19 protein-coding genes are annotated in these 16,909 nt (G+C 67.3%); 13 read left to right on the top strand and 6 right to left on the bottom strand.

Features of this window, described 5'->3' with window-relative positions; all coding sequences use genetic code 11:
* The first annotated feature begins 16 nt into the window (after positions 1-16).
* From alaS to PW734_11825, 12 genes are read left to right on the top strand one after another with little or no spacing between them, the layout of a single operon-like run.
* Positions 17-2,779, top strand: coding sequence for an alanine--tRNA ligase (gene alaS, locus PW734_11770; GenBank protein ID MDE1171862.1), 2,763 nt, complete (start codon positions 17-19; stop codon positions 2,777-2,779).
* 18 nt (positions 2,780-2,797) lie between these two features.
* A complete protein-coding gene (ribB, locus tag PW734_11775) occupies positions 2,798-3,499 on the top strand; it encodes a 3,4-dihydroxy-2-butanone-4-phosphate synthase (protein MDE1171863.1) in 702 nt (233 codons plus the stop codon).
* Positions 3,474-4,028: a GTP cyclohydrolase II gene (ribA, locus tag PW734_11780; GenBank protein MDE1171864.1), complete on the top strand. Its 555-nt coding sequence runs from the start codon at positions 3,474-3,476 to the stop codon at positions 4,026-4,028. The genes ribB and ribA overlap by 26 nt, the downstream gene beginning before the upstream one ends.
* Positions 4,025-4,438: a 6,7-dimethyl-8-ribityllumazine synthase gene (locus tag PW734_11785; protein ID MDE1171865.1), complete on the top strand. Its 414-nt coding sequence runs from the start codon at positions 4,025-4,027 to the stop codon at positions 4,436-4,438. Before ribA ends, PW734_11785 begins: the two co-directional genes overlap by 4 nt.
* 21 nt (positions 4,439-4,459) lie before the next feature.
* Complete coding sequence (nusB, locus tag PW734_11790) at positions 4,460-4,897, top strand: transcription antitermination factor NusB (GenBank protein ID MDE1171866.1); 438 nt, start codon at positions 4,460-4,462, stop codon at positions 4,895-4,897.
* A gap of 2 nt (positions 4,898-4,899) precedes the next feature.
* Positions 4,900-5,793: a signal recognition particle-docking protein FtsY gene (gene ftsY / locus PW734_11795; protein MDE1171867.1), complete on the top strand. Its 894-nt coding sequence runs from the start codon at positions 4,900-4,902 to the stop codon at positions 5,791-5,793.
* The gene (gene ribD / locus PW734_11800; GenBank protein MDE1171868.1) at positions 5,768-6,790 is read left to right on the top strand and encodes a bifunctional diaminohydroxyphosphoribosylaminopyrimidine deaminase/5-amino-6-(5-phosphoribosylamino)uracil reductase RibD; all 1,023 of its coding nucleotides are present in this window, start codon (positions 5,768-5,770) and stop codon (positions 6,788-6,790) included. Before ftsY ends, ribD begins: the two co-directional genes overlap by 26 nt.
* Entirely contained in the window at positions 6,781-8,100 is a 1,320-nt protein-coding gene (locus tag PW734_11805; protein MDE1171869.1) for a glycosyltransferase family 2 protein, read from the top strand. The genes ribD and PW734_11805 overlap by 10 nt, the downstream gene beginning before the upstream one ends.
* A gap of 17 nt (positions 8,101-8,117) precedes the next feature.
* On the top strand, positions 8,118-8,711 hold the full coding sequence (locus PW734_11810) for a riboflavin synthase (GenBank protein MDE1171870.1): 594 nt from the start codon (positions 8,118-8,120) through the stop codon (positions 8,709-8,711).
* Positions 8,712-8,752: 41 nt separating this feature from the next.
* Positions 8,753-9,328 carry a hypothetical protein gene (locus tag PW734_11815; protein ID MDE1171871.1) on the top strand — a complete coding sequence of 192 codons (576 nt, stop codon included), beginning with the start codon at positions 8,753-8,755 and terminating at the stop codon, positions 9,326-9,328.
* Between the two features lie 4 nt (positions 9,329-9,332).
* Positions 9,333-10,532 carry a hypothetical protein gene (locus PW734_11820; GenBank protein ID MDE1171872.1) on the top strand — a complete coding sequence of 400 codons (1,200 nt, stop codon included), beginning with the start codon at positions 9,333-9,335 and terminating at the stop codon, positions 10,530-10,532.
* Entirely contained in the window at positions 10,529-10,963 is a 435-nt protein-coding gene (locus tag PW734_11825) for a hypothetical protein (GenBank protein ID MDE1171873.1), read from the top strand. The genes PW734_11820 and PW734_11825 overlap by 4 nt, the downstream gene beginning before the upstream one ends.
* On the opposite strand, the gene PW734_11830 is transcribed toward PW734_11825, so the two are convergent.
* From PW734_11830 to PW734_11850, 5 genes are read right to left on the bottom strand one after another with little or no spacing between them, the layout of a single operon-like run.
* A complete protein-coding gene (locus tag PW734_11830; GenBank protein MDE1171874.1) occupies positions 10,960-11,541 on the bottom strand; it encodes a response regulator in 582 nt (193 codons plus the stop codon). The genes PW734_11825 and PW734_11830 overlap by 4 nt on opposite strands.
* The gene (locus PW734_11835; GenBank protein ID MDE1171875.1) at positions 11,538-12,272 is read right to left on the bottom strand and encodes a response regulator; all 735 of its coding nucleotides are present in this window, start codon (positions 12,270-12,272) and stop codon (positions 11,538-11,540) included. Before PW734_11835 ends, PW734_11830 begins: the two co-directional genes overlap by 4 nt.
* A gap of 19 nt (positions 12,273-12,291) precedes the next feature.
* Positions 12,292-13,176, bottom strand: coding sequence for a tRNA lysidine(34) synthetase TilS (tilS, locus tag PW734_11840; protein ID MDE1171876.1), 885 nt, complete (start codon positions 13,174-13,176; stop codon positions 12,292-12,294).
* Complete coding sequence (locus PW734_11845) at positions 13,173-14,429, bottom strand: MFS transporter (GenBank protein ID MDE1171877.1); 1,257 nt, start codon at positions 14,427-14,429, stop codon at positions 13,173-13,175. Before PW734_11845 ends, tilS begins: the two co-directional genes overlap by 4 nt.
* Positions 14,422-14,736 carry a DUF971 domain-containing protein gene (locus tag PW734_11850; GenBank protein MDE1171878.1) on the bottom strand — a complete coding sequence of 105 codons (315 nt, stop codon included), beginning with the start codon at positions 14,734-14,736 and terminating at the stop codon, positions 14,422-14,424. The genes PW734_11845 and PW734_11850 overlap by 8 nt, the downstream gene beginning before the upstream one ends.
* Between PW734_11850 and hemW the strand changes: the two genes are divergently transcribed.
* The gene (gene hemW, locus PW734_11855; GenBank protein MDE1171879.1) at positions 14,735-15,883 is read left to right on the top strand and encodes a radical SAM family heme chaperone HemW; all 1,149 of its coding nucleotides are present in this window, start codon (positions 14,735-14,737) and stop codon (positions 15,881-15,883) included. The genes PW734_11850 and hemW overlap by 2 nt on opposite strands.
* Positions 15,884-15,887: 4 nt before the next feature.
* On the opposite strand, the gene PW734_11860 is transcribed toward hemW, so the two are convergent.
* Entirely contained in the window at positions 15,888-16,889 is a 1,002-nt protein-coding gene (locus PW734_11860) for an NlpC/P60 family protein (protein MDE1171880.1), read from the bottom strand.
* Positions 16,890-16,909 lie beyond the last annotated feature (20 nt).

The raw sequence follows: 16,909 nt of genomic DNA on the forward strand, positions 1-16,909 counted from the left end.
AAATATCCCTCCGCCCATGACTTCCGCGCAGCTTCGCAACAGTTTCCTCGAGTTTTTCCGCGAAAAAGACCACGCCATCGTGGCGTCCTCCAGTCTGATGCCGGACGCGCCGAATCTTTTGTTCACCAACGCGGGGATGAACCAGTTCGTGCCCATCTTCCTGGGGCAGGCGGAATGTCCCTTCACGCCGCCCCGGGCGGCTGACACGCAAAAGTGCATCCGCGCGGGCGGCAAGCACAACGACTTGGAGGACGTGGGCCTGGACACCTACCACCACACGTTCTTTGAGATGCTGGGGAACTGGTCCTTCGGCAACTATTTCAAGGCGGAGGCGATCGCCTGGGCCTGGGAGCTGCTGGTGGACCGCTGGAAGTTTCCGCCTGAGCGGCTCTACGCCACGGTCTACAAGCCGGGGGAGGGGGATCCCGCCGAGTTCGACCAGGAGGCCTACCACCTCTGGAGCCGCATCTTCACGAAGCACGGCCTCGATCCGGCCGTCCACATCGTCTACGGCAACAAGAAGGACAATTTCTGGATGATGGGGGAGACCGGCCCCTGCGGTCCCTGTTCGGAAATCCACGTCGACCTGACGCCCGCCGGGGACACGAAGGGGAGCCTGGTCAACCAGGGCCACGCCAGCTGCATCGAGATCTGGAACCTCGTCTTCATCCAATACAACGCGACGGCCGACGGCGGCTTCGTGGAGCTGCCCGCCCGCCACGTGGACACGGGCATGGGCTTCGAGCGAGCCTGCTCCGTGGTCCAGTGCACGGATAATTTCCGCGTCTTCGACCCGAAGAAGATCTCCAATTACGCGACCGACGTCTTTCACCCCTACTTCGAGGCGCTCAAGGAGCTTTCCCGCCGCAGCTATCACGGCACCATGCCGAAGCCCGGCACCGCCGGGGAGACGGAGCAGGAGAAGATGGACGTGGCCTTCCGCGTCATCGCCGACCATATCCGCACCCTGAGCCTGGCGATCGCCGACGGTATCATCCCCAGCAACGAGGGGCGCGGCTACGTCCTGCGCCGCATCCTGCGCCGCGCCGTCCGCTACGGCCGCGTGCTGGGGTTGACGGAGCCCTTCCTGCACTCCCTGGTGCCGGTGGTGGCCCGTTCCCTGGGGGAGGTTTTCCCGGAGGTCGACCGGCAGATCGCCCTCGTCGCCCGCGTCATCCGCGGGGAGGAGGAGAGCTTCTTTAAGACTATCGACCGCGGCCTGGGCACTTTCGAGCAGATGGCGGCCGCGACGCGCGCCGCCGGAAAGAGCGTCCTCTCCGGCCCCGACGCCTTCCAGCTTTACGACACCTACGGCTTCCCCCTGGACCTCACGCAGCTGATGGCGCGGGAAAGCGGCCTGACCATCGACGAGGCGGGCTTCGAGTCCCTCATGGAGGCGCAGCGCAGCCGTTCCCAGGCGGCGCAGAAGAAGGAGGCCGTCGTCGTCCAGTCCGGCAGCGTCGCCAAGATTCCCGCCACCCTCTTCGTCGGCTACGACGCGCTGGAGGCCCAGGCCACCCTCCTGCACCGGGAGGGGACCGCCGTCATCGTCGACCAGACGCCGTTCTACGCGGAGATGGGCGGCCAGGTGGGCGACCAGGGCGAATTGATCCTGGGCGAGGAGACCTTCCGCGTGGAGGACACCGTCCGCACCCCGGCGGGCCATTACCTGCACAAGCTGGCGGCGGAGGAGGAAGCCCTGGGCGGCCTGCAGCCCGGCGCGGTCGTCACCCTGCGGGTGGACGAAACCCGGCGCACCCGCATTTCCCGGCACCACTCCGCCACCCACCTCCTGCACGAGGCGCTCCGCCACGTCCTGGGCGGCGGCGTGGGGCAAAAGGGTTCCCACGTGGGGCCCAACGGCCTGCGTTTCGACTTCTCCTTCCCCAAAGCCCTGACCAATGAGGAGCTGGCCGCGGTACAGGCCCGCCTCAACGAGCACATCGAGGGCGGCGCCCCGATCGCCACCACGGAGCGCCCCTACAAGGAGGTGAAGAACGATTCCTCCATCCTCCAGTTCTTCAACGACAAGTACGGGGAGAAGGTCCGCGTCGTCGACATCGGCGGCTATTCCAAGGAGCTTTGCGGGGGCACCCACGCGCAGAGCGCGGGGGAGATCGGCTTCTGCAAGGTGATCCTGGAAAGCGGCATCGCGGCGGGCGTCCGCCGCATCGAGGCCGTCGCCGGCCAGGCCCTTACGGAGCATGTGGAGGCCGAGGCGCCGAAGCAGGACGAGCGCTGGAAGCAGCTCCGCGCGAAGAAGGCGAACATCGAGGCCCTGCCCGCTTTCAAGACCGTCGCCGATCCCCACGACAACTGGCGCCAGCTTCTGGCCCGCCAGGAGCAGCTGGCCATCCTGGAGGCCGACGTCCTGCGCTGGGAGAAGGAGGAGACCGCCCGCATTGCGGCCCATTATAAGAACGCCGCCGAGCGCCAGTCGGAAGAGCTCATCGCCCGCGCCCAGGACCGGCGGGGCATCCCCACCATCATCGAGGATTGCGGGGAGCAGCATCCCGACTACCTCATCCACCTGGTGGAGGCGGTAAAGAAGCGTTGGAATGGCGTGCTGATTATCGCCGCCCATTACCAGGGGAAGGCCAGCGTGGCGGTGAACGTCGCCGACAGCTATCGCCAATACATCAACGCCGCCACCCTCATCGAGGGGATCATGCCCATCGTCAATGGACGGGGAGGCGGGAAGCCCTCCTTCGCCCGCGGTTCCGGCTCCGCGCCGGAAAAGGTCCCCGACGCGCTCCGCAAGGCTTCCGAGCTGTTCTAACTTCAACCGAAGGCTCCCATGCCGCCCAAGAAGAAAAAAAGCCCCGCCGGGGGCGCGCGTTTCGACTCCATTCCCTCCGTCCTGGCCGACTTGCGCCAGGGCAAGATGGTCATCGTCACCGATGACGAAGACCGGGAGAACGAGGGCGACCTGGTCATGGCCGCCTGCAAGGCGACGACCCATAGCGTCAACTTCATGGCCGTCCACGCCCGGGGCCTTATCTGCGCGCCGATCACCCCGGAGCGCGCCGCGCAGCTGGGCCTCCAGCGGATGGTGGCGGAAAACCAGGAAAGCTACCGGACCGACTTCACCGTCTCCGTTGACGCTGCCAAGGGGGTCACCACCGGGATCAGCGCCTCCGACCGCGCCGCCGCCATCCGCATCCTGTCCGATCCCAAGGCGAAGCCCGCCGCCCTGGTCCAGCCGGGCCACATCTTCCCCCTCCAGGCAAAGCCGGGCGGCGTCCTCCAGCGCGCCGGGCACACGGAGGCGGCCGTCGACCTCGTCCGCATGGCGGGGATGGACCCCTCCGCGGTGATCTGCGAGATCATGCGGGAGGACGGCGAGATGGCCCGCCTGCCGGAGCTGCTCAAGTTCCGCCGCCGCCACAAGCCTGAAGCTCTGTTCGATCCAGTCTCTCATCGAATACCGCCGCTGTATCGAGAAGCTCGTCCGCGCGGAGCAGAAGATCCGCATGCCGACGGATTTTGGCGACTTTGACCTGCACCTCTACCGCTCCCTGACGGACGGCCAGCACCACCTGGCCCTGGTGCGCGGCCCGATCGACGGGAAGAAGCCGATTCTGGTCCGCGTCCATAGCGAATGCCTGACGGGCGACGTCTTCGGCTCCCGCCGCTGCGATTGCGGGGGCCAGCTCCATACCGCGCTGAAGCAGATCGACCAGGCCGGTTCCGGCGTCCTCCTCTACATGCGGCAGGAGGGCCGGGGCATCGGCCTGGCGGCGAAGATCCACGCCTACAAGCTCCAGGAAGAGGGCCTCGACACCGTGCAGGCCAACCTGAAGCTGGGCTACGCCTCCGACCTGCGGGAATACGGCATCGGCGCGCAGATTCTTTCCGACCTGGGAGTGCGGAAGATCCGCCTCATGACGAACAATCCGAAGAAGGTCGTCGGCCTGGGCGGCTACGGCCTGGAAATCGTCGAGCAGGTGCCGGTCCGCATCCCGCCCAACCCGCACAACAAGCGCTACCTGGAAACCAAGCGCCGCAAGATGGGACACATTCTATGAAATTCGCCGCCGTCGTCAGCACCTACCACCGGGAATACACGGAGTCTCTCTACCGCTCCGCCAAGAAGATCATCGAGGGGAAGGGGCACAGCCTGGACGTCGTCTGGGTTCCGGGCTCCTTTGAAATCCCCCTGGCCGTCCAGCGCCTGGCCCGCAAGAAGCCGCGCTACGCCGCCATCATGGCCTTCGGCATCGTCTGGGAAGGGAAGACCCGGCACGCCGGGGAGATCATCCGGGCCTGCACCGATTCCCTCATGCGCATCATGCTGGAGAATGACATCCCCATCCTGCACGAGGTCCTCTCCATCCACACCGAATCGGAGGTCCGCGCCCGGACCATGGGCCGCCTGAACCGGGGCGTGGAGGCGGCGGAAGCCGCCTTGGCCATGACTGGACAGCCGAAGAAATAGACGTAGGATAGATCATTCCCTATGTCGATGCGCCGAATCGCCCGTGAGACCGCCGTCCAGTTCCTCTACCAGGAACGCCCGGCGAACGGCCCGTCCCTGGACGAGGCCCTGGCCCTCTTTTGGCCGATGCGGGAGATCGCCGAGAACACCCGCGCCTTCGCCGAGGAACTGATCCGGGGGACTCTCTCCCGCCTCCCGCAGGTGGACGAGAAGATCAAGGCCTACGTGGAGAACTGGGACTTCGAGCGCGTCGCCTCCGTCGACCGCGCCATCCTCCGCCTGGCCGTTTACGAGATGCTTTTCCGCGACGACATCCCCCCCGTCGTCTCCATCAACGAGGCGATCGAGGTGGCCAAGCGCTTCAGCTCGGAAGAATCGGGCCGCTTCGTCAACGGTATCCTGGACCGCGTCTGCAAGGACCTGCTCCGCCCCGCGCGTCAGGCGGCGGGAGGGCAGTAGCCGTGGGTTTCTGGCGCCGCCTCGCCGACAAGATTTCCCCCGTCACCGCCGTGGCCCAGGCCGTCGGCGGGGCCAAGGACCTCCTCCAACGCTTCACCAACCGGGAGGAGCCGCCCGATTGGGAGGCCCTCTTCATCGAGTCCGACCTGGGCGTGGAGCTTTCCCAGCGCTGGCTGGACGGCCTGGAAAAGCAGCGCCTGACGCGGGACCTGCCCGGCGCGGAGGCGTGGCTCTCCGCCGAGATGCGCCGCCTGGTCGAGCCGCCCGCTCCCGTTCCCGTCACCGGCAAGCCGGAGGTCATCCTCCTCTTGGGCGTCAACGGCGGCGGCAAGACGACGACCGCCGCCAAGCTGGCCCACCAGGCCCATGCCGCGGGCCGGAAGGTGGTCCTGGGCGCGGCGGACACTTTCCGCGCCGCCGCCGTAGACCAGCTCCAGGTCTGGGGGGACCGGGTGGGCGTGCCGGTCGTCTCCGCGCCGCCGGGGACCGATCCGGCCAGCGTCGCCTTCCGTTCCTATGAGGCGGCGCAAGAGGCCGATCTCCTTATCGTCGACACGGCGGGCCGCCTGCCGAATAAGAACAACCTGATTCTGGAACTTCAGAAGATCGAGCGCACCCTGCGGAAGAAGGCGGCCGACGCGCCGCACCACCGCTGGCTGGTGGTGGACGGCACCTCCGGCGGCAACATCCTGGTCCAGGCCCGCGCCTTCCACCAGGCCGTGGGGCTGACGGGGATGATCCTCAGCAAATACGACGCCTCCGCCAAGGGCGGCATGATCGCCGCCGTCCGGGCGGAACTGGGCATCCCCACCCTTTACCTGGGCACCGGCGAAGGGCCGGACGACTTGCGGCCCTTTTCCGCAGAGGATTATGTCCGCGACTTTTTCGGCGACTGACCGGCGCTGCATGCGCCGCGCGCTGGAGCTGGCGCGCACGGCCTTTGGCCGTACCAGCCCCAATCCCTGCGTGGGCGCCGTCCTGTGGAAGAAGGGGCGGGTCATCGGGGAGGGATATCACCGGGGCGCCGGAAAGCCCCATGCGGAAGTCGAGGCGGTGCGCGACGCCAAGCGCCGGGGGCACGATCCGCGGGGCGCCACCATTTACGTCACCCTGGAGCCCTGCTCCACCGTGGGCCGGATGCCGGCCTGCACGGGCCTGATCGTCCGGGAGGGGATCGCCCGCGTCGTCGCGGCGGCGGTCGATCCCAATCCGCTCCACGCGGGCGGCGGCTACGCGGTGCTGCGGGCGGCGGGCGTGCGCGTGGCCACGGGGCTCATGGCGGAGGAGTCGAACCGGATGAACCGGGCCTTCAACCACTTCATCGTCACCCGCCGCCCATGGGTGACGGCAAAGATCGCCCTGAGCCTGGACGGGAAGATCGCCCCGCCGCCGGGACACAGCCCCTGGCTTACTTCCGAGGCGGCGCGCCGGACGGCGCACCTCCTCCGCTGGGAGTGCGACGCGATCTTGGTCGGCGGGGAGACGGCGCGGGCCGACAATCCCCGGCTGACCGTCCGCCTGCCGGGGAAGCGCAAGCCGCAGCCGTGGCGGATCGTCTGGAGCCGGAAGGGGCAGCTGCCGCGCTCCCTCCACCTTTTTTCCGACGCACACCGGGAACGGACCCGCGTCGTCACGGCCCGCGCGTTTCCCTCCGTTTTGAAGGAGCTTGGCGGGATGGAGGTGACCCACCTTCTCTTGGAAGGGGGAGGGGGCGTGCTGACGGCGGCGCTGGCCTCCGGCTTGGTCAATGAGGTTGCCTTCTTCCTGGCGCCGCAGATTCAGGGAAGCCTTAAGGAAGCCCTTACCGCCGCGCTGTCCCACTCCCTTGAGCTGAAAGAGCCCGCCTTCGAGCGGTTGGGGCCGGACCTCTTTTGCCGGTGCTTATGCGGGTAGGGATTTTCTGGCCGCTCTTCGGCGCGGTGCTGGCGCTCATGGTGGCGGGCATCGTCCTGGGATTGGTGAGCGTGGGCCCGGCGGCCTGGCTGATCGGCTTTTCCTACATCGCTTACGATTCCTGGATTTTGGGCCGGATGGTTTGGGGGAGCTGGCGGCTGCCCCGTCGGGAAGGCGTTCCTGCCGGTTCCCGCCTCACGGTGACCGTCGTCGTCTGCGCGCGGAATGAGAGGGTGATTCTCCCGTCCTGCTTGGAAAGCCTCGCGGCGCAGGACGAGCCGGCGGAGGAAATCATCGTCCTGGACGACGGCTCGACGGACGGGACCGCCGCCTGGATGGCGGCGGCTTGGCCCGGGCTGCGGCTGGTCAGCCAGCCCCACTCCGGCAAGGCGGCGGCGCTCAATCGCGGCTGGCGGGCGGCGCGGGAAGAATTGGTCCTTACCCTGGACGCGGACACCCGGCCGGAACCGGGCGCGCTCCGCGCCGTGCGGGACGCCTTTGCCGCCGATCCCGCGCTGACGGCGGCGGGCGGGGTGCTTTTTCCCCACTGCCGCCCCGCGCCCGGGGGGCAGCTCTTCGCCTTCTTTCAAAAGTTCGAGTATCTCCGCTCCTACCTGTGGCGCGCGGTCTGGGCGCGGGGGGAGATGCTGCTCCTGGTTTCCGGGGCCTTTGCCATCTATCGGCGGGAGGCGTTGGAGGCTCTGGGCGGCTTTGACGCGAAAAGCTGGGTGGAGGATTACGATCTGGTTTACCGCCTTTACCGCCACGCGGGGGACCGGGGATTGCCCTGGAAGGTCGGCGTGGTGGCCGGGGCGCGGGCGGTGACGGACGCGCCCGCCGCCTTCCGGCCTTTCCTGCACCAGCGGACGCGGTGGTTCGCCGGATTCCTCGACACCCTTTTCCAAGCGCGGGAAATGGTCGGCAACGGCCGCTACGGCGCCATGGGGCGGCGGATGCTGCCGATGAAGGTCGTCGACACGCTCCTGCCGCTCTATGCCCTGCTGGCCCTGCTGCTCCTGGCTTATCTTCTTCTTTCCGGGAGCGCCTGGAGCGGGCCGATCCTGGCCGTCCTTCTGGCGAAGTTTCTTTACGACATCCTCCTGCACGCCGCCGCCATCGGCCTTTTCCAGCGGTGGCAGGGCCTCCCGCAGAGCCCGGCGCTCTGGTTCCAGGCCCTTGCCGCCACGGTGACGGAGCCGTTCTTTTTCCAGATCCTGCGCCATCTGGGGGCTTTTCTGGGATGGATCGCCTTCCTGCGGCGGCGGGTCCATTGGACGCCCCAGCGGGAGGTCTCGACGGGGAATCCGTAGGTTCTTAATGTAAATTTATGTTCACCGGTTTGATCGAGATGCGCGGCACCGTGATGGCCCGCGAGGTTGGCGCGGACGCCGTGAAGCTGACCCTGGAGGCGGGCCAAATGGCCGCCGAGGCGGTGCTGGGAGAGAGCATCGCGGTCAACGGCTGCTGCCTGACCGTCGCCGCGATCGAGGAGGAGTGCCTCCGCTTCGACCTCCTGGCGGAGACGGAACGGCGGACCAATTTGAAGTCCCTGCTGCCCGGCGCCACGGTGAACCTGGAGAGGGCCCTCCGCGCCGACGCCCGGCTGGGCGGCCACTTCGTCAGCGGCCACGTCGACCAGACCGGGCGGATCGCCGTTTGGGAGCCGCGGGGGAAGGATTACCGGCTGGAGGTGGAATTCGACCCCGCCTACGGCCGTTACCTGGTGCCGAAGGGGTGCATCGCCGTCGACGGGATCAGCCTGACCCTGGCGGAGGTGGAGAAGGACCGCTTCGGCGTCTGGATCATCCCCCATACCCGCTCCGTCACCGCGCTGGAGGAACGGAAGGCCGGGGATCTGGTAAATCTGGAATTCGACCTCCTGGCCAAATACGTCGAGAAAATGGTGAAACCGCAGGGCTGATCTTGCGTCTTGTCCGGTAACGAATAATTTTGCCTCTTAACATGAAGAAGACCTTTTTCGCCGCGTTGCTCCTCCTGGCGGGCTGCTCCCAGCCGAACGTCCACTACGTCGACCCGAATGCCCAGGGCACCATCGCCGGCACGGGCATCGAGTCCCAGGACATCAACGCGGCGGCCGCCCAGGCCGCGCAGTCGATCGTCAACATTCCGCAGATCGCCGCCGCCTCCAAGGCGCCGATCATCATGATCACGCCGGTGGTGAACAAATCGAGCAGCCCGATCGACACCTCCCTCTACACCAGCATCCTGCGCGATTCCCTGCTGAACAATAGCGGCGGGAAGGTCCGCTTCGTCGATCGCTCCAACATGGCGGTGAACGAGAAGGAAGACCAGATGGCCTCCAGCGGCGAGGTCCAGTCCCAGGGGAAGCGCTCCGCCAGCTCCTACGACTACGTGCTGACCGCCGAGCTGCAGGGCATCGGCATGGCTTCCAGCCAGGGCCAGAGCGACTACTTCCGCGTCGCCTTCAAGCTCATCGACCGCCGCAGCGACATTCTGCTTTGGACCAACGCCTACCAGATCAAGAAGGAAGGCAAGGAGAGCGCGGTCTACCGCTAAGCGGATGAACGCCCTTGCGCGGCTCGCCTGTCTGGCCGCCCTTATCTGCCTGGCCGCCTGCTCCGGTTCCGGCACGCCGAAGGTGACGGCGGAACAGGCCGCCGCCGCCAACGCGCAGGCGGCCCGGGAGGCCCCGGCCGAATACCGCAGCCGCTACGCGGAGCTGCTCACCGGCGGGGAGCAGGACTATGTCCTGCGCGCCATGCGCCTGGGGCTGGACGCCATCCATTCCGGCGACCACGCCTTCGCCGCCAAGGTCTTCGACCAGGCCATCCGCCGGGTGGCCGCCCTCCAGGAAGGCTCCACCCAGGCGGACCGCGCCAAGAGCAAGTTCGTGGCGGAGCAGGAGAAATGGTTCAAGGGGGAGAATTACGAGCGGTCCTCCCTCTACCTCTACCGCGGCCTTCTTTATTTGGAAGCGGGCGACTACGGCAACGCCGCCGCCTGCGCGAAGCGGTGCGAGCTGGAAGACGTCACGAACAACGAGCAGACCCAGGGCGATTGGTATAGCGCCGAGTGGCTCCTGGCCATGGCCTCCCTCCTGCAGGGCGATCCCGGCACCGCACGCGACGCCCTGGCCCGCGCGGCCAATTTCCCCAGCAAGCAGGGCCTGGTGCCGAAGCCCGACGCGGATTGGAACGTCATCATCATCGGCGAGGCGGGGCGGGGACCGATCAAGGTCCGCCGGGGCCGTTACGGAGAGCAGCTCTTCATCGAGGAGGGGAGCTGCAGGACGCTGCGCCTGACCGTCGGCGCGGGGGACGCCAAGCCGGTGGTGACCGCCGCGGCGGAAAACCTCTACTACCAGGCCTCCACGCGCGGCGACCGGAAAGTGGACCACATTCTCCACGGCAAGGCCGTCTTTAAGGACGCCACGAACATGGCGGGCGACGCGGCCATCGTCGCCGGAGCGGGCACCGCGCTGACCAGCGACAACCAGACGCAGAGCCTGGTGGGCCTGGGCCTGATCGTCGGCGGCGTCATCAGCAAGGCGATTTCCGGCGCGGCCGAGCCCCAGGCCGACATCCGCGCGTGGGACAACCTGCCCCACTCCCTTTTCCTGACCGGCCTCCGCTGCCCGCCCGGCGCGGCGAAGATCCGGATCGAGGCGCGGGAGGGGAACGAGAGCGTCGTCTCCACCGTCACGAAGGACATCACCGTCTCCGGCAGCAACAAAACCTACATCTGGCTTAAATTCCCATGAAGAAGATTGCCTCCCTCTGCCTCGCCCTCCTCCTCGCCGGCTGCGCCGAAGGGCCCAGCGTGCCCGTCTCCAATCCCAAGAGCCCGGAAACGGCGGGAGCGCCCATCGTCCTCTTTGACGGCGATTTGAAGGATGACCTGGCCGTCGACGTGGTCCGCATCGGGCCGAATGCGAACAATTACCTGACCGTGCAGGCCAACCTGCGGAACCGGACCGATAGCGACCTGGAAATCCAGGTGCAGACCCTTTTCTACAACTCTTTTGGACGGGTGCTGAACAACGAGCCGGGAAACCAGACGGCATGGACCAACGTGCAGCTGACGGCCAACGAGACGATGCCCTACGCCTCCCAGGCGATCGACGCCTCCGCCACGCGCGCCACGGTCCGCGTCCGCTACCTGCACCGCCCCCGGCACAGCGACTGGGATTAATCCTGCGGCGGCTCGGCGGCCAGCTGGGCCAGCTCCGGCTTGACCACCTTCTCATAGCAGTCCGGGCAGATGCCGTGGGAGAAGTTGGAGCCGGTGGCTTCCCGGATGTAGCTCTCGATCTGCTGCCAGTAGTTCCCGTCGTCGCGGATCTTCCGGCAATACATGCAGATGGGGAGGAGGGACTTTAACTGCCGGATCTCCGTGGTGAACTGCATGATCCGCTCCGCCACGCGCAGCCGGTTGGAGATTTCGTCATGGTCGAAGGGCTTCATGAGGAAGTCGTCGATGCCCATGGAGACGGCTTCCGCGTAGCGGTCCGCCTTCGGCCGGGTGGAGCTGACCAGGATGAAATAGACGTAGCCCGCCTTGCGGATGCTGCGGACGGCCTGGGAAAGTTCCATGCCGTCCATCTCCGGCATCCGCCAATCGCTGATGACCATCTGGATGTCGGTGTCCTGGAAGATGCCCAGGGCTTCGCGGCCGTTTTTGGCCATCACCACCTGGTGGCCCAGGCTTTCCAGGCTCAGCTGCAGGACGCGCTGACAGATCATGTCATCGTCGACGACTAGGACTTTCATTCTTTGATGTGGGTGTGGACCAGTTCGGAGAGGGTTTTGAGTTCCTGGGCGGCCAGGCGGTGGCAGCCGTGGACCAGGGCGCCGTCGGCCCGCTCGGCGGCTTCTTCCGCCACGACGCAGATTTGGTGCAGCTCAGAGGCGCCCAGGTTCACCGCCCCGCCTTGGAGCTGGTGGAACAGGCGGCTTAACGTGGGGAAGTCCTGCGCCTTTTCCGCTACGGCGACTTCTTCCATGCGCATCTCCGCTTCCTGGAAGAAGAGGGTGGCCAGCTCCGTGACGAAGACGGGGCCGCCCATCTCCCGCAATTCGGCCAAGCGGCGGCGCAGGTTCAGCCGGGCCTCGTCCGCGTGGATGGAGGGGCGGCCTTGGAGGACGCGCTGGATGTCGGCGATCAGGATCGGCTTGCTCAGGAAGTCGTCCATGCCGTTGGCCAGGCAGGTGATCCGCATGCGGTCCTGGCGGGCGGCGGTGACGGCGACGATCCGCGGCGCGGCTTCCCGCCCCGGCGTGGAGCGGATGCGGCGGGTGGTTTCCAGGCCGTCGAGGCCGGGCATGGAAAGGTCGATGAAGAGGAGCTGGTAATTCTTGTTCCGCAGGGCGTCGAGGGCGTGGAGGCCGTCGTCCACCATGTCGTAGGTCTGGCCCAGGTTGTCCAGCATGCGGGCCAGCAGCTGGCGGGTCACCCGGTGATCCTCCGCGATGAGGATGTGGGGGGCGTCCGCAGGAGCCATACTTCCTTACCTTAGCGCGTTATTCCAAAAATAGAAGCCCGGCTCGGCGGCGCAGGTGGCGGCCGCCTTTGAGGTTCAGCTTGGCGGGGCCTTTTTTTTCCAAAAGGGAGCGGGCCTCCTCGATTTTTTCAAAGGAAAGGCCGGTGACGCCCCGGTTTTCCAGCCACCGGCGGAGCAGCCGCCGCTGCCAGGCCACGGGCTCTCCCACCAAGGAGGAGAGGGGAAGCCGCTGGGAAGCGGCCTGGGCGGCCACTTGTTCTTCCAGCCAATCTTGTTCCGCCCGTTGGATTTCCGCCGTGCGGTGGAGGAGGCGGCGCAGGCCGGGCGCGTATTGCTTTTCCAGCAGGGGCAGGAGTTCCAGGCGGATCCGGTTGCGCAGGAATTTTGAATCGTGATTACTGGAATCGTTGCGGTGGGGGATTTCTCGTTCAGCCGCGTAGGAGGCGATTTCCGCCCGCCATACGCCGAGCCAGGGGCGGTGGATGGTGAGTCCGTCCCGGACGCTTAGAGGGGCCATGCCGGACCAGGAGGAGCCGGTGCCGCGCAGGAGTTGGAGGAGAAAAGTCTCCACCTGGTCGTCGGCGTGGTGGGCGAGGGCCAGGTCGTGAAGGCCGGTTTTCTTTGCCGCGCGGAGGAAGAAGGCCCAGCGGGCGCGGCGGGCCTCCGCCTCGCTTTTTTTGCCGGCGGCGGCGCGGGCGGTGTGGAAGGTGAGTTTGTGCCGCTTGGCCAGGGCGGCGGCCCAGCGGGCGTCTTCCCGGCTTTCCGGCCGCCAGCCGTGGTCGAAGTGGAGGAGGACGGGGCGGCGGCCGCTTTCCAGGAGGGCGTCTAGGAGCGCGCAGGAATCGAGCCCGCCGGAGAAGCCGAGCAGGAGCTTTTTCGGCAGCGCGTCCAGGGGGCCGGTCATGGGGCTTGGCGCGGGTCGAGCTTCACTTTCCCGACGAGCCAGCCGCCCAAGAGGAAGAAGGCGAGGGGGCCCATGAGCGCCAGCCGGGAGCTGTGGGTCAGGTAGGAGATGAGGCCGTAGACGAGGGGGCCGAAGCCCGCCGCCAGCTTGCCGAAGAGGCCCCAGAAGCCGAAGTATTCGGCGTGGCGGTCTTCCGGCGCCAGCAGGGCGACGACGGCGCGGCTGGCCGACTGGACGGAGCCGATGGCCAGCCCGGCCAGGTTCCCGACGACGTAGAACATCGTCACGGTGTGGGTCAGCGCCGCCCCGGCGACGACGACGATCCAAATGACGAGGGTCAGGCGCAGCGTGGGAATGGAGCCCCAGCGGTCCTGAAGGATGCCGAAGAGGAAGGCCCCCGCGGAGGCGCTGATCTGGAGCAGGAGGAAGAAGAGGATCAGCTGCTGGCCGCCGAAGCCGATTTCCTTTTCCGCGTAGATGGCGGCGAAGGCGATGATGGTGGCCACGCCGCAGCTGTAGAGGAAGAAGGCGCTGAAGAAGGTGCGCAGCCGCCGGTCGCTGCCCAGGAGGCGGACGGTCTGGGCGATCCGCCCGGCGCCCGCGCGCCACAGCTCGCCGGGGGCCACGGGCTTCGGCACGGCGCGCTCCCGCAGGATGAGGAAGACGGGCCAGCCGGTGAAGAGGAAGAAGAGCGCGGTCAGGACGCTGGTGTGCTGGAGGTTGGCCTGGTTGGCCAGGGTGAAGCCGCCCTGGAGCAGGGGGAAGCAGAGGCCCAGGTTGGCCAGGCCGCCGACGTAGCCCATGCCCCAGCCGTAGCCGGAGATGCGGCCGATCTCATGCGGCTTGGCCAGTTCCGGCAGGAAGCTGGAGTTGAAGTTTTCCCCCAGGGAGAAGGCGACGTTGGCGAAGATGAAGCAGATCATGGCCGCCGCGATGTCTCCCGGGCCGAAGCGGGAGAGGCAGAGGGTGAAGGCGACGCAGAGAAGGTAGCAGGCCAGGAGGGCCCGCTTCTTGCACGCGCGCAGGTCGGCCAGGACGCCCAGGAAAGGGGAGAGGAGGACGACGGCCATTTGGGAAAAGAACCCGGCCAGGCTCCAATACCAGTCCGCGTCGGCCCGCCCCCCGCAGATGATCTTTGTGAAGTAGACGCTGAAGACGACCGTGACGATGACCACGGTGAAGGAGGCGTTGGCGAAATCGTAGGCGCACCAGGCGGCGATTTCCCGGCGTTTGACGGGGGGGAATTCAGGCATGGGAAAGCTCCCGCAGGAAGCGGTAGGTGAAGAGGCCGGTGTCGTGGCCGTCTTCCCAGGTGGGTTGGAAGGCGTAGCCGCCGACGACGCGCCAGGAGCGGAGGCGGTAGGCGGCGGGATTCTCCGGCGCGGGGGCGCGGCGGGGGGAGGGGGAGAGGAGGTCGGGCTCGCCGCCGCAGCGGGCGCAGGGGCAATGTTTGCGCAGGGCGTCCAGCTTGAGGTAGCTTTCCTTCCCGTCGCTCCAGGCGATCGCCAGTTCCTCGCCGATGAGGGCGACGTTCGCGGGGGCCACCCGTTCCTGAATCATGCCGGATGCTACGTCAGCCACGCCCGCTTGGATAGGGCCAATCGCCGCCCAGGCCGGGACGGTGCGGCATCTCTATCTCCACGTCCCTTTTTGCGCGCGGGTCTGTCCCTACTGCGCCTTTTATGTGCATCAAGGGGGCGGGCAGGCGCAGCGGGCCTTTGCCTCCGCGCTGGCCCGGGAGATCGGGTGGGCGCGGCAGGCTTTCGACCTGCGGCCGGAAACGCTTTATCTGGGCGGCGGGACGCCCTCCCTTCTCCCGCCGGAGTCGGTGGAGGAGCTTTTCGCCGCGCTTCCGGCGATGGACGGGGAGGTGACGATGGAGGTGAACCCCGCCACGGTGACGGAGGCGAAGGCCCGCGCCTGGAAGGCGGCGGGGATCAACCGGATCAGCCTGGGGGCGCAGTCGTTCGACGCCGATTACCTGAAGCTTCTGGGACGCGACCACCGCCCGCAGGACATCGCGGAGACGGTGGCGCTCTTGCGCGCGCAGGGGTTCGACAACATCGGCATCGACCTCATGTTCGCCCTGCCGGGCCAGCCGGAGCGCGTCTGGCGGGAGACGCTGGAGCAGGCCATCGCGCTCCAGCCGGAGCACATCAGCTCCTATGCCCTGACCTATGAGGAGGACACGCCTTTCCTCTCCCGGCTGAAGAGCGGGGAGTGGAAGCAGGACGAGCCGCGGGAGATCGCGATGTTCGAGGAGGCCTTTGCCAGGCTGGCCGGGGCGGGGCTGCCGTTTTACGAGGTTTCCAACTTTGCCCGGCCGGGGCGGGAGTCCCGGCATAACCGGGCCTACTGGCTGGGAGCGGGGTATCTGGGGCTGGGTCCCAGCGCCTACGCGACGGTGGGCGGCGCGCGCTGGCAGAATGTCCGGGACACGGCGCGCTACGTGGCGCAGGTGGAGGCCGGGCGGCTGCCGGTGGAGTTGGCGGAGCGGGAGGAATTCTCCCCGGAGATTCATTTGCGGGAGAAGATCCTCTTTGGCCTCCGCATGCGGGAAGGGGTCCCGGCGGCGCTTCTTCAGGGGTTTGAGAAACCCGCGCAGGAGGCGGTGGAGGAAGGCCTGGCGGTTTGGGAGGAGGAGCGCCTGAAGCTGACGCCGCGCGGGCGCCTGGTGGCGGACGGGGTGGCGGGTCTTTTCGTTTAGCCGATCAGCCCGCGACGGTGATCTGCTGGCCGCCCGCGCCGGGGGGGGCGATGTTCCAGGACCGCTGCGCGTTCTGCCAGGGGCTGGCGTTCTGCTGCGGCGCGGCCTGGCGTTCCTGGGCGACGGTTTGGGCCGGGGCGGGAGCGGTTTCCTGCGCGGGCGCCTGCTGCTGGCGGCTTTCCGCGCGTGCGGCGGCGGGGGCCTGCTGCGGCGGTTGTTGCTGCGGCGCGGCGGCGGCCTTTTCCTGTTTGCCCAGGAAGCCTTCGACGAGGCTGAGGACGAATCCCAGGATCATTTTCAATTCCTGCTGGGTGTCGGAGTTGAAGAATTGGGAGAGGCCGGAGAGGGCTTGGCCGGGCTTTCCGCCGAGCCATTCTCCGGCGCGGCTGGCGGCGGAGGCCACGCGGTTTTGTTCCGGCATGGCGACGTTCAGGCGGGCCGTCGGCTCCGCGTGGTCCTGGAGGCTGCCCATGGGGCGGCCGAAGCCGCAGAATTGCCCTTTCACGCGGCCCAGGCCGTTCTGGTAGCCGCCCTTGGTCTGGTTGGGGTCGAAGACGTAGATGTCCGGGCCGCTGCCCGCCGGATTGCAGGCGCCGTGGGACTGCTGGGAGCCCGACATGAGCATCTGGCCTTTTTCGTTCTGGCCCAGGTAGATCATGACGTGGGTGACGTCCGATCCGCGGGAGGGGTCCGGGCGGTAGGTGTTGGAGAAGAAGATGAGGTCGCCCGGTTTCATCTCCCGGGCCAGTGCCTGGGAATTGACTTGGCCGGAGCCGTCCCGGGGCGGACCGGCGACTTTTCCCTGCCGGTAGAGGTTTACGAATTGGTCCGAGGCGGTCTGGCCGATGTTGATCCCGGCCACGCGCTCATAGAGGCGGCGGGTGGTGCCGGAGCAGTCCCAGTTGCCCCAGGTATATGGGAGTCCTTGGGCAGCAAGGGATTGCGTCTCCTTCAGGAAGCCCTGTTGGAGGTCGGCGGAGGAAAGAGAAGGGGCCGGATCTGCCATAACTGCTGCGTTAACAAGGT

This window comes from Verrucomicrobium sp., from assembly GCA_028283855.1.
Classification (GTDB): Bacteria; Verrucomicrobiota; Verrucomicrobiia; order Methylacidiphilales; family GAS474; genus GAS474.